This window comes from Saccharicrinis aurantiacus, from assembly GCF_001660705.2.
GTDB lineage: Bacteria > Bacteroidota > Bacteroidia > Bacteroidales > Marinilabiliaceae > Saccharicrinis > Saccharicrinis aurantiacus.
On record NZ_LYBV02000030.1, the window covers coordinates 54,600 to 68,273 of the forward strand.

Annotated in this window: 9 protein-coding genes; 7 read left to right on the forward strand and 2 right to left on the reverse strand. The window is 34.8% G+C overall.

Annotated elements, in window-relative coordinates:
• Positions 1-23: 23 nt before the first annotated feature.
• From A8B35_RS13140 to A8B35_RS13170, 7 genes are all read left to right on the forward strand, one after another.
• A complete protein-coding gene (locus A8B35_RS13140; protein WP_068473290.1) occupies positions 24-3,206 on the forward strand; it encodes a glycoside hydrolase family 2 in 3,183 nt (1,060 codons plus the stop codon).
• A 20-nt stretch (positions 3,207-3,226) separates the two neighbouring features.
• Positions 3,227-4,261 (forward strand): hypothetical protein, encoded by a 1,035-nt coding sequence (locus tag A8B35_RS13145; RefSeq protein ID WP_068473293.1) that lies wholly within the window; start codon positions 3,227-3,229, stop codon positions 4,259-4,261.
• Positions 4,262-4,272: 11 nt separating this feature from the next.
• Positions 4,273-5,364, forward strand: a complete 1,092-nt coding sequence (locus A8B35_RS13150; protein WP_068473729.1) for a glycoside hydrolase family protein — start codon at positions 4,273-4,275, stop codon at positions 5,362-5,364.
• 106 nt (positions 5,365-5,470) lie between these two features.
• Positions 5,471-6,160: a hypothetical protein gene (locus tag A8B35_RS13155; RefSeq protein WP_068473296.1), complete on the forward strand. Its 690-nt coding sequence runs from the start codon at positions 5,471-5,473 to the stop codon at positions 6,158-6,160.
• Between the two features lie 342 nt (positions 6,161-6,502).
• Positions 6,503-7,864 (forward strand): histidine--tRNA ligase, encoded by a 1,362-nt coding sequence (gene hisS / locus A8B35_RS13160; protein WP_068473298.1) that lies wholly within the window; start codon positions 6,503-6,505, stop codon positions 7,862-7,864.
• Between the two features lie 212 nt (positions 7,865-8,076).
• Positions 8,077-9,303, forward strand: coding sequence for an efflux RND transporter periplasmic adaptor subunit (locus A8B35_RS13165; protein WP_068473301.1), 1,227 nt, complete (start codon positions 8,077-8,079; stop codon positions 9,301-9,303).
• A gap of 11 nt (positions 9,304-9,314) precedes the next feature.
• On the forward strand, positions 9,315-10,817 hold the full coding sequence (locus A8B35_RS13170) for a TolC family protein (protein WP_083634443.1): 1,503 nt from the start codon (positions 9,315-9,317) through the stop codon (positions 10,815-10,817).
• Positions 10,818-10,907: 90 nt separating this feature from the next.
• Here A8B35_RS13170 and A8B35_RS13175 read toward each other — a convergent pair whose 3' ends face one another.
• Together A8B35_RS13175 and A8B35_RS13180 are read right to left on the reverse strand one after the other, a co-directional pair.
• Complete coding sequence (locus A8B35_RS13175) at positions 10,908-11,150, reverse strand: hypothetical protein (RefSeq protein ID WP_068473304.1); 243 nt, start codon at positions 11,148-11,150, stop codon at positions 10,908-10,910.
• Positions 11,151-11,372: 222 nt separating this feature from the next.
• Positions 11,373-13,553 carry a cellulase family glycosylhydrolase gene (locus A8B35_RS13180; RefSeq protein WP_083634444.1) on the reverse strand — a complete coding sequence of 727 codons (2,181 nt, stop codon included), beginning with the start codon at positions 13,551-13,553 and terminating at the stop codon, positions 11,373-11,375.
• Positions 13,554-13,674: the final 121 nt, after the last annotated feature.

The following is a 13,674-nucleotide window of genomic DNA, read 5'->3' on the forward strand; positions in this document are numbered from 1 at the left end:
ATAAACAGATAAGAAATACTACCATGACAAATAAACTTATAATTCGCAAAGCATGGCAATTTTGCCTTTTTATTGCAATAATATTTTCAACCAATAGCTATGCCCAAACAGGCGAAGAACAACTCTCTTTAAATGGCGATTGGAAATTCTATGCGATCGATGGCGAAGGTTCAAACTATATGAATATACAAGCATCGGAGGCAGATATAATTATTGATAATAGAGATGCAAGTGTTGAAAGAAAGGGGAGTTGGAAGTCATCAAAATTAGGGGCTAGAGAAACTAAATTTTATGGCATTGATTACGAAAAACATAGTTATTCATTAACAGATTTAAAAGGTGGTAATAAAACAGATGATTCTTATATTAGGTTTTATCCTAATTTCAAAAAATCAGCTTATTATGAGGTTTTTACCATTTATCCATTTTCATCTCACCTAACGGCTAAGTATAATGTAAAACATGCCCAGGGAATTACAACTCAATTTGTAAGTCAAAGAACACGTTGTAATGAATGGATAAGCTTGGGGATTTATGACTTTAATAGTGCGGATAATAACTATATAGAATTGTCAGCGATTGTTAGTGGTGTTGTGGCTGCTGATGCGGTAATGTTCAGAGAGATATCTAAGGAACAATATCAACAAGCAAAAAAATTGCCTTCTCAAGTATACTTAACCAATTTCAACGATTCAGAGTGGCATAACCTAAAAGTACCTGGCCATTGGGGAATGATTAATGAATTTTCGAATTACACGGGTAAAGCGTGGTACCGTAAAGAAATACAAATTCCACAAACTTGGACGAAAGAGTCGGATGAAAGGTATTATTTGAAATTTGCTGGCGTTTATCATCTTTCGCGGGTTTATCTAAACGGAAAGTTTATCGGAAAGAATAGGGGAGGGTTTACTCCTTTTGAGTTTGATGTAACAGATGCTTTGAATTTTGATGGAAAAAACCTTATTGCAATTGAAGCTGATAATAGTGCTATTGTTGGAGCCACATGGAATTGGGGAGGGATTATTCGTGATGTTATGCTCACAAAGAATAAAGATGTTAGGATTGATTATCAATACATTCATGCAGAACCTAATTTAGAAAAAGGTACAGCCCAATTAAAGCTTAAACTTAGAATTGAGAATAATTCATCAACGGAAAGATCCATTAAAATAAATAGTAATATAATCGATGGTTCTAAAATAGCCACTTTAAATGGCACAGTAAAGGTTGGGCCAAATGGTGCAGAAGATGTTTATTTAGAAAGTAGTTTGAAATCGAAGGATGTTGAATTATGGCATTTTGATAACCCAAAGTTATATCAGATACAAACCAGCATCTCGGAAGGGAAAACAGTATTAAATAGAAAGGATGATCATTTCGGAATACGTAAAGTTGAACTAACGAATTCTAAAATGCTATTAAATGGAGAGCCTGTCCGTTTGGCCGGGTTTAACAGGGTAAGTGAGCACCGTTACTGGGGATCTTCTGAACCATTGGAGGTGCTTGAAAAGGATGTTGACTTGATGAAAGAAGCAGGGGCTAATTTTATGCGCATTATGCATGGCACTCAGAATGAAAAGTTAATGGATTTATGCGATAAAAAGGGAATCTTAATATTTGAGGAGATTAATGTAAGAGATTTGGATAATGATGAATTTAGGGCAAACTATTATCCGCTTGCTAAGCTTGAAAAGGAAAAAGGAATTAAGCTTAATCCTGAAGAAGAAGAAATCTTAATGCTTGATGAACCTTACGTGATGCTAACTAAAAAGCATGGCATCGAAGTTTCAGAGAAGAACTACTTTTTAGCAAAATATTGGTTAAAAGGTATGATTGAGCGCGATATGAATCATCCAAGTATTATTGGTTGGAGTGTAGGAAACGAGCTGAACAACCATTACGAATATGGTCGCGATGTAATGGATTACGTAAGAACGGAGCTCGACCCTTATCGTTTGCTTACTTGTGTTAGTAATTCCGGACAAAAGAAAGATTATACACCCGAAACTGACCCGAATACTTTTGTAGATATTATCATGCATAATATGTACCGCTGGCAGGGTAAACCTCAAGAAATATTAGATGCCTTACGCACCAAATGGCCTGATAAACCAATTTTTATATCCGAGTTTGGTTTCGATCCTTTCCCATCTACGGCTTTAGATTCTGATAAAGAAATATTCTCCGAGTGGACCAATAACTTCCGACACAAAAACGAGTTTGTAATTGGAACTTCCATGTGGACATTTAATGATTATCGCAGTGGCTATGCAGCTACAACGGCTGAGGAAAATAGAGTTTGGGGTGTAATAACATCGTGGCGACAAAAAAGACGATTGTTTGATCGTATAAAAAAAGAGCATGCTCCGGTAACTGATATCGAAATTAGTAATATCGATTTTAACAGTAATACAGCAAATATCCGAATGCCTATTCGCAGCGCAAGTGATTACCCTAGCCATGCCATGTATAACTATACATTGGCTTATAAATTTAGGAATAATAAGGGCGAAATTATTTCGAAAAATAGCATAGAGTTGCCAGATTTAAAACCTACTGATGAAGAATGGAAAGGTACTATCTCATGGAAGGCTCTACCTTCTGATATTTTAGATTTAACTGTTAGTTTGGTAACACCAACCAATTATTCAAGGTTAGATAAAACCATTTCATTTCAGAATGCTATTACACCAGAAATATCAGAAATAATTCCTGGAAAGAATGCTGTAAGAATCATGTTTGATAAGGTTCCGAATGCAACAGAATACTTTGTAAAGTATACCGGAACAGATGGTGTTGAATACGAATCTTATAAAACAATAACTGACCGTATTGATATTGATAGTTTAGAAAGTGGTATAAAATATACTTTTAAACTGTATGCACTTAACGATAAAGGATTAAGTAAGCCATCTGCAGTAAAAGAGGAAACAACAAATAGCAAAATACTGCCTCCTGTTATTTGGGATTCGTTTATAGCTGATAATAAGTTGGTAATTGGCTATTCAAGTGATTTTGAAGATGGCGATTATACCTTTAAATATGGAAAGTCTAAAAATAATTTAGACAAAGAGTTTACTTCAAATGTGAGAGGTATGGTTTCTATTGATTTAGAGGATGAGGAAACGTTTTATTTTAAAATGAAAAGAGCAGTTAATTCAGAAGACAGTAATTGGTCGCAAATAGGCAAAGTGACTAAAAAGTAAATCTAAAAAAATCTACACAAATGAAATATTTGAAATTAATTGTACTAATTATTACTCTGGGTTTAACCCAACTCAGTGTTTCGCAATCATCACAACAATTACCAAAAGGGACCAAAGAAAATTATACTAAGTATATAGATTATAGTATCTCTGATGAGTTTAATGGTAAAGGTTTGGATCTTACTAAATGGGGACGACGCAATACAGGAGGCTATATGGTTGAAAGATACCATGCAGATAGTACATTGGTTGTAATGGAACAGGATGGCGATGCAAAATATGTATCTATAAAAGCAAGTGCTAAAGATGGTCCTATTAGAACTGCTGGTATTGTTTCTCGTGCATCAGGATATTATGGCTTTTATGTGGTGAAGTTTCGTTACCGAGGTTTCGATTCTGATGATGTTAGAACAAACAAATCAATATGGCACCCTTCAGTTTGGTCGGGTTGTCAGGATAATATAGATGGCGTAAAGCGTACAACAGTAAAAGGGAAAAGTCCTTGGTTAGAGATTGATTTTATGGAGTGGGAAACAGGTCCAAATGGATGGAGTTGTGATGCACCTGCTCGTTTTACAGATAGTAAGGGGAAGAAACGTAAAGTTATTACCAAAGGTCCAGGTTTAGAGAAAGCAATCTTAAATGAACCCGTTAATATTATGGACGACAGATGGCAAACAATTGGTTTGGAGTATTCTCCTGATCATCTTAAAATTTGGGCTTGGGATGGTAATAATTGGAATCATATTGGTGAGAGAGTCGCCACATTTGTAGATGTAGATGAGGCTGCTCCCGAGAAAAGTTATACCATTAGTACTATTGGAAAACCAGCACGTACACCTATGTTTTGGTTATTAGGTAATGTAGTTTCGCGTTATTTGTATCCTAAAATTGAAGATGGAACATCAAAGTATAATAAGGATGATTTGGCAGTGGATTTTGATTATTTCAGATACTATCGACATGCCTCAGCTGAAAAATTAGATTGGAGTTGGGAGAATGAGCTACCCAATGGAGGTGGAAAAATTCAGAAACAAAAATGTCCGGTAAAATAAAAAATAACTATATGAAAAACCTATTAATAATAGCAACATTAACGCTTTTGATAGTATCGTGCCATCATAATAAAACACAAAATACTGCTTTAAACCTTAAGTTTGGTACGGTAGCGCGTCAATCTATATTTAGTGGTGGCGATACCTTAACGCATTGGGGTGCTTCCATTGTTAAGGGAGAAGATGGTTTATACCATATGTATTATTCGCGTTGGAAGAAAGATTTAAATTGGGCATGGGTAACACATTCAGAGATTGCTCATGCCGTTGCCAAATCACCCTTTGGACCCTTTGAGCATAAGAATGTAACACTACCAGTCCGTGGAGCTGAGTATTGGGATGGCCTTTGTACACACAATCCAACAGTGCATAAATTTGAAGGAAAATACTATTTGTATTATATGGGAAATACCGGTAATGGCAAAAACCTTTGTATCCCAGGTAAAATCATCTACAATTGGGAACATAGAAATAACCAGCGTATTGGTGTGGCTGTTGCCGATGATCCTAATGGACCATGGAAACGTATGGATACTCCCTTAATTGATGTGAGTAAAGATAGTACTGCTATGGATGCCTTATTGGTTAGTAACCCATCCATAACCCAAGGGCCTGATGGAAATTACCTGATGGTATATAAGGCTGTTGGTAAAAAGAAAAAGAGAATTTCTGGCGGCCCAGTGGTGCATTGTGTGGCAACATCTGATAGCCCAACTGGTCCTTTTAAGAAATATGATTTTCCAGTTTTTACTGCCGATGGGCACGATTTTCCTGCTGAAGATCCATCAATTTGGTATCAGAATGGTAAATACCGAGCAATAGTTAAAGACATGCATGGTGCCTTCACCAGCGAAGGACAAGCTTTAGTCTACTTTGAGTCAAAGGATGGTTTTGATTGGAAATTGGCCCCAAAACCCCTAGCATCAAAACTTCAGATTAAGTTAAAAGATGGAAATGTTATGAAACTAAACCATCTTGAACGTCCGCAAATGTATTTGGAGGATGGAAAAGCCATAGCCATTGTTTGTGCTGCCGACACTATCGACTCCGATGGTGTGATTCATTCATGGAATGTCCAAATTCCTATAATTACTGAGGAATAATAGTTTAGATTATACAATAATTTAAGGATGGTATTGGTTTATGGTGTTTGATTATATTTCTACCTTGTGAAATTTTATAGTTTTTCAATTTACTAGATCCACGAGCATGAAAAATATACTTTTAAGTGCACTCAATTTGCTCATCTTATTATCGTGTTCAAATGGCAGAGGTAAAGAGCTTAGTAGACATAGGCATTTTACTTCAGATACTATTCTAGGCACAAGGCAAATAACAGATGAGTTGGCAGGTTCAACTTATCGTAAAAGAGCAAATGTTTATTTCACTATTATTAAATCTGACACTTCGGAATATAAGCCGGTTTTTTATGAGTTAAAAGAAGATGGGAGGATAGTTATAGATCAAAACCTTGATTATTCAACGCGGTCAAGTACATATGCGAAAAGCCTTCAAGAATTGCAACTTATTCTGCCTAAAGCGGCTGAAGATTATAACTTCGATTCATTAAAATATATGTATTATGGACGATTAATACAATCGGGAGATTTGGCTATAACAATTACAAATGAATACAAAAACAGATTTGGAGAAAGTGAAATAATCAGGACAAGTGACTATTCTAAGATTTCTAACTTCTTAATGGAATCTACCTTAGTGAGGGATTTGAATCAGTTATTTAGTCATCATTCAAAGTATATTGAGAAGCTTGGAATTGAGAAAGCTTTCTTCACAGATAATGTAGAAGTTATTAAACAAAGCCTTCCTGAAGGAGACAGCACAAAAGTTCCTGATAAAGTGATTGATTTTATGATTTGGCTCGAGTTTAATGACGATTAATTTTATTAAAGTCTCAGGCTACTATTTTTTACCAAAAGCACCAAAATAGAATTATAAGCAAAATATAAACTATTAACATCACTTACAATCCAATACATTTGACACTGATAGAGTGATCTATTAGCCGAATATGAATACGCTTATAATTACTAAGAATTAATATTCAATCAGAATAGAGTAGGGGGGATTCAAATTCGAATTCCCTCTTTGTATATTACAACAATTTAAATATTTTTCAAACCACAAGAATTTCCAAATTATATTCAACTCGTTTAATTAAGCTTTCCACATCTCAGTTAAATTCATAACTTTGCGGCTTCAATAATAAAACAATAAAATAAAATGGCTCAAAAACCAAGTATACCAAAGGGAACAAGAGATTTTTCGCCTGTTGAAATGGCAAAGCGTAACTATATTTTCGATACAATTAAATCGGTATTTTTAAAATATGGATATCAGCCTATTGAAACTCCGGCAATGGAAAACCTCAGTACTTTAATGGGTAAGTATGGTGAAGAAGGCGATAAACTTTTATTTAAAATATTGAATTCAGGCGATTATTTAGCTAAGGCTGATGAGAGTTTATTGGCACAAAAGAATTCTGTTAAAACAACCACTCAAATCTCTGAAAAAGGCTTGCGTTACGATTTAACTGTACCTTTCGCACGATTTGTTGTGCAGCATCAAAACGAGATTACATTTCCATTTAAGCGTTATCAAATTCAACCAGTTTGGAGAGCTGATCGTCCACAAAAAGGGCGTTATCGCGAGTTCTTTCAATGCGATGTTGATGTGGTGGGTTCAAATTCATTATTTAACGAAGTTGAATTAATTCAGATTGTTGATGATGTATACAAAGCACTAAATATTAATGTGCTTGTAAAAATGAATAACCGTAAAATTTTAACAGGAATAGCTGAAATTATCGGTGAGGCTGATAAAATTATAGATATTACTGTAGCCATTGATAAGCTTGATAAAATTGGTTTAGATAAGGTAAACGAAGAGTTAGCTGCAAAAGGACTAAACACTGAGGCCATAGATAAGCTACAACCTATTATCAATTTAGGAGGTACAAACGCCGAGAAAATTGAAACTCTTAAAACCGTATTGGCTTCGTCGGAAGTTGGTTTAAAGGGAGTTGAGGAGATTGAGAAAGTATTAAATTATATTGAAGGAGTTGGTGTAAAAACAGAGGTTGAACTAGACCTTACTTTAGCTCGAGGACTTAATTATTATACCGGAGCAATTTTTGAAGTGAAAGCTTTAGATATGGAAATTGGTAGCATTACTGGAGGTGGACGTTATGATGACTTAACGGGTATCTTTGGTTTAAAAGATGTATCAGGAGTTGGTATTTCATTTGGAGCTGATAGAATATACGATGTAATGAATCAATTAGATTTATATCCTAAAGATTCTATTGTATCTACTCGTTTATTATTTATCAATTTTGGAGAACAAGAAGCACTTTATTCATTAAATGCCTTACAAGAAATTAGAGAAGCTGGTATTAATGCAGAGTTATTTCCTGACGCAGCAAAAATGAAAAAGCAAATGAATTACGCCAATAAAAAAGAAATTGCATTTGTAGCATTGGTGGGAGAAAATGAAATGAAGGAAGGAAAAATCACTCTAAAAAATATGAACTCTGGTGAGCAAAATCTTCTTACCGTAAAAGAGTTAATTGAAGCGGTTAGATAAATAACACTTCATTATAAGATTAACCCGAACTCTACTTGTAGAGTTCGGGTTTTTTGTTTAAATATATAATTTAATGTTAATAAGTGTTTAAGGATTGTTTTGTTGGCCAAATATTTTTGAGTTCCCCCCCCTATTTAGATCCTTTTTACCTGTATTTCTGAGAATCATTAATTAGTTTTGAGCATTCCCAATAACGAAATATTTTTTAATCTATGTTTAAAAACAAAAACACTGCTAGCATGGTGTCGTATATACAAGCCTTTGCTATATGTGGCATGCTATTAACGCTTTCTTGCCAATCAAAACATACTAAGTTAGTTCGCGGAAACTTCCAATCAGTCACAGTTGATAAGGGAAATATTGAAGTACTCGAACCTGCTGAGGGAACCGCACAACCTTCAAGTAAAGTTATTTTGCTTAGTCCTGCGCCTAGCATAGTAAAAAAGATTTACAAAGAACCAGGACAAAGAGTAAAGCAAGGAGACGCAATTATCATGTTAGATACCAAGGGTGTTGAAAGTTCAATAGAACAGATTAACGACCAACTTGCGGTAAAATATAACAACCTTGAGAAAACAAGATTAAGTGCTCGTGCTACAAAAGCCGATCTGGCATATAATTCCGAAACTAAAAAACTAAAAATAGCATCCATAAAATCAACCATTGAAGATCAGAAACAATTGTTAGATGTGGGTGGTATCTCTCAAGCAAAGTTTGATAAAACGCAACAAGAATTGGTTTTAGCTCAGAAGGATCTAAAGCTCGTTCAAGAAAAAAACGTTATTAAATTGGCTCAACTTGCCACGGAAGAGAAAGGTTTGTTGTTGCAAATTTCAATGCAAGAAAAGGACCTAGCTTTAAAGAAGGAGTTATTACAGAAGATGATAGTAAAAGCCCCTTCTGATGGTATAATTTTAAGTGTAGAAGCCAAAGCAGGAGAGAAGATTCAAGGAGAGAAGGTATTGGTAAACATGTCTGATTTGAGTAGACTAAAAATTGCGGCATCTGTAGAAAGTAAGCGCAAACGGATGATTAAAACGGGTAAGCGCGCCTATGTAATTGTTGATGGAGAGCGTTTTCCAGGTCGTATTGGTTCAGTAATGCCGCAAATAGAGAATGGTAAATTACGTTTCTCAATTCATTTATCAGATGATTTAGATGTAAAATTAATTCCCAATCAACGTGTAGATGTTGAAATAGTTAGAATTGGTAAATATAAAGTAAACCGTTTAAAGGTTGGTGGTTCAATTACCGATAAAAACGATAATGAGTTATTGGTTGTTAAAGGGGATAGTGCCATCCTGAAAACAGTTAAACTTGGTTTAGTTACCGATCAATACATAGAAGTAAAGGAAGGGTTAGAAGAAGGAGATGAGGTAATTATATCTTCAGATTTTCAACTTCAAAAATTGCCTGCATATTATATCGAGAATAATTAAAAACAGATCCAATGAGAGCATTTATAGTATTCCTATTTCTGTCGGGTTTTATTGGTGCGTTTGCAATAAAACCTCCAAAAGAAGAAAGAGTAAGAAAGACCATTCCTCTAAGTTTGCAGAATGTTGTAGATTTGGCAATTAGTCAGTCATCTTCAGTGAAATATGCGCAAAATAGATATGAAAATTATTATTGGAGATGGAAGAATTTCCAAGCGCAATTTATGCCACAGTTAGTTTTACGTGGTAATTTACCCGAGTATGTTGAAGGTACTGAACCCGTAAAGCAAAATGATGGTAGTATTGAGTTTAAAGAAGTGGGTCGTTTTCAAAATACAGCATCTTTATCAGTAAATCAATCAATACCACAAACCGGTACACGTATTTACGCCAGTAGTTCTATATTTAGAAATGAAGATTTAATAAAAGACGATATTAATTTCTCAGGAGATCCATTTTTGGTAGGTTTTACGCAACCCATATTTGCCTACAATTGGATGAAATGGTCAAAGAAAACAGAACCCTTAATTTATACAGAGGCACAAAAACAGTATATACAATCCATTGAGCAAATATCAAGGACAGCAACATCGCGTTTTTTTAGATATATGCGAGTGCAAACCAATTACAAGTTGGCCGAAAATAATTTAGCTAACAGTGAAGATAATTTGCGTATTGCTAAAGTAAAAATGCAGCTAGGAACCATAAGTGCAAACGATTTTTCGCGTATTCGTTTATCAGTTTTAACAGCTCGTAAAGCATTAACGCAGGCCAATATGGATCTTAAAAATGCCGATTTTGAGTTGAAATCTTATATCGGCCTAGAACAGGCTACTGCAATTGAGTTATCAATGCCTCTTAATATGACTTTATTTAAGGTAGATGCAGAGAAAGCCTTAGAAGAGGCAAATAATAATCGTAAGGAAAAGGAGCAGTACGAACGTAGGTTAATTGAAGCAGATAGAGACTTGACCAAAGCAAAGCGAAATAATGGCTTGGCTGCTACTTTGCACGGAAGTTATGGTACTTCAAACATTTCGCCTGATTTAGCTGGGGTATATGATGATCCTGCCAACCAAAAAGCGGTGCGTCTATCCGTTGCAATTCCTATTTTAGATTGGGGTAAATCGAGCTCAAACGTAAAATTAGCTGAGAGTAAGCGAGATTTAGTTTTATTCGATGTACAGCAGGATAGAGAAAATTTTGAGCGTACCGTAGTTGTGCAAGTAGAGCAATTTGGTTTGTTAAAAGAGCAATTAGAAATTGCCAAGGAAGCCGATAAAGTTGCAGGTAATGGATACGAAATTGCCATTAAGAAATTTCAGAATGGAGAAATAAGTATTACCGATTTAAATATTTCTTTATCAGATAGAGAAAAAGCAAAACGCGATTATATTTCGTCGCTTGAATCTTATTGGGTAGCTTATTATCGTTTACGCGAACTTACCTTATACGATTTTGTAGCTGATAGCAAAATATACTACGAAAATCCGTTATTGGTTAATGTGAAAAAATAAAAATATCCATGCCTTCTATTGAATTAATAAGGAGGCATGGATATTTCTTCATATTTTTAGTTGAAACCTGCTTTTTAGTATTGTAACTACCTATTCTGTTTGGCTCTTCCAGCTAACATCACAAGCCTCGTTTAATATTTCAAATACCTCAAACTCATCCAAATTTGTTTGTTTGAGTAAGGTGTCCTTAAAATTATCGGCAAACATATTCATGTAGCTAAAATCACCACCCGAGTTCAATAACTCTTTCGCATACGGCGCAAAAAGCTTAACCAATTCTGTAATTATATCTTCTCTACTGCTTGTTGAATTTACCTTATCTATATTATTCATGTGAATTTTTATTTTACGCTGTAAAAATAGAAATATTAGAATAATACTTGATATATTTTAAAAATTGCTCTTGTTCAATCAGTAAAAATGAGTTCGATGTTATAAGTTTCAGTTATTAAAAAAATAACTTGTAGCTTATAATTATTAATCAGGACATACTTTGTTAATAAATAGATAAACTGCCTATTATTTATCCAACATCGAACTTTATAATTATCAGTATTATTTTATTATGATGGTTTCAGTAACATAACTATCATCATTGTAACGAATAGTTACAAAGTAAATTCCGGTAGAAAATTTTTCAAGATTAACTTTATACGTATTCATTCCGGCCACGTTAGCATTATACAATAACTCTCCCTTGCTGCTGGTTACTTTGATATAGTTAGCATCTACAATTCCATCAACAGTAAAAATTCCATTCGATGGATTTGGGAAAATAGATAAAGTTGAATTGTTTGTAACCGTTTTCATACCAGTAGAGCTCTTAGTCATTCCAAATATTTCAACATGTGACCATGCAAAAGAAGCTTTGTACGAAATATAATAATTGCCATCTATTTTAGCAGGCATTTCATCAGCCCAAGTATTGGTAAAATCAGTTCCGTTAATAAGCAATGAATCTAAATTCCATGAACTAACATATGAAATATCCTCATCTGTAACCCAACAATAATCACCTGCACCATCTTGCTTGTAAGTTAAGCTTATCGATGTAGGATTAGTGCATCCGTTACTAAGTATTGTAAATACTGCATTAATTACTTTGTTGGTATTCATTACTACCTCAGTCGGATTTTCATTTGAACTAACATCACCTGTCCATTCTTTAAATGTATAACCAGACTCAGCCGTAGCAGTTAAACTCACAATAGTACCATCAGTAAACGTATTTCCTGCTGGTATATGGCTTACTGTACCCATGCCGCTAGTAGTATTTGTTAATGTATAAGTAATAGCATCTGTTACAGTAATATTACTGGTTGCCGTAAAATCGCCATCATTTGTAATAGCACTTATTGTGGCATTACCAATAGATACTGCAGTAATTTCACCCAAACTATTTACAGTAGCTACAGTTTCATTACTACTTTTCCAAGTTACATTTTTATTACTTGCATTACTCGGAGATATATTTGCAGTTATTTGTGTATTTTGGCCAACATTTAGAGTTGTACTATCAGGGTTAACACTTATGCCATCTACTGGTATAACCACGCTAGTTTGGCAATTTGGTATCTCGCTTACTAAATAAGGGCGCAGTTTGTCCATTTTCCAATCCACAACGTTTTGCCACTGATCATCTAACAACCCACCTGTATCACCTGAATTTGGATTCCAACACCAAAATGTCCAATGATGTCCTTTTTCTCCCATGAAAGCCACAAACTTATCAAACCAAACTTCATCTTGGCCACCTTCATCCTTAATACCAAATTCACCAAAAAATAGTGGCGAAGTATTTAAAGTATGTAAATAATTAAAGTTCTCTTCCCATATGCCGGGCATATTATCCGGAAAATCTGGGCTCGAAAACCAATCTTGCATATGCACTGTTGGTCCATATTCATGTGGCGAATAAACTAATTTTTCAGGATGCGTTAATTCAACAGGATAATCCCTTGCACCTTGCAAATTGCCACCCCACCAATAACTAGTTTCTTCAAACTCCTCCGTTCCTTCAACCATAATTAGCACATCAGGGTTAACCTCTAAAATTGCATTACCACATTCTTGTGCAGCCAATCTCCAATCATTCTTAATATCACCAGTTCCCCATCTCGATCCACCACCGTATGCACCATGTGGTTCGTTATTAATATCCATTGCAATAACCGCATCATATTCTTTGTATCGCTCGGTTATAAAAATCCAATCTTCAATCCATTTTGCATGACTTACCTTCTCGGTATACCACAATTCTTCTGTCATATAGCCATCAGGTTCTCGAGAGTGATTATCTAATATCACCTTCATATTATTTTCTTGACACCATTGTATAGCAATATCCAATATTTCTAACGATTTGGTTTTGGTGGCTTCAATTTCATTCATAGGTGAAACACCCGAGTATGGGTCAGTTCCATATGCATTTATGTCACCACTAATATCCTGTGTTAATATGGCATTATTCCAAGGTATCCGGATACAATTAAACCCTAAATCCTTTATTTGTTGCAACATGCTTTTATGGTCACGTGCCCAAATGCCATGAAAATACCCCATCTGAGTTTCAAAGCCAAACCAATTTACGCCACGTAAAAAAACCTCCTTACCATCAGCATCAAATAACTGATTACCCTGAGCTGTTAAATAGTTTTTTTTGCAAGTTTCTGCATTCATGCACAAACTAATTAGCAATAGGCATGCAAATATGAGCAACTGTTTTATTTTTTTCATAATTTCAGTTTTAATTGATTAATCAATTCTTCTTTATTATTGGAGCTTTCCTTCGCCTCAAAAGCTCAGGCCGGGCTATACACTATATCTTTGTTTCGCCATAATGGGCTCACAAAGGATG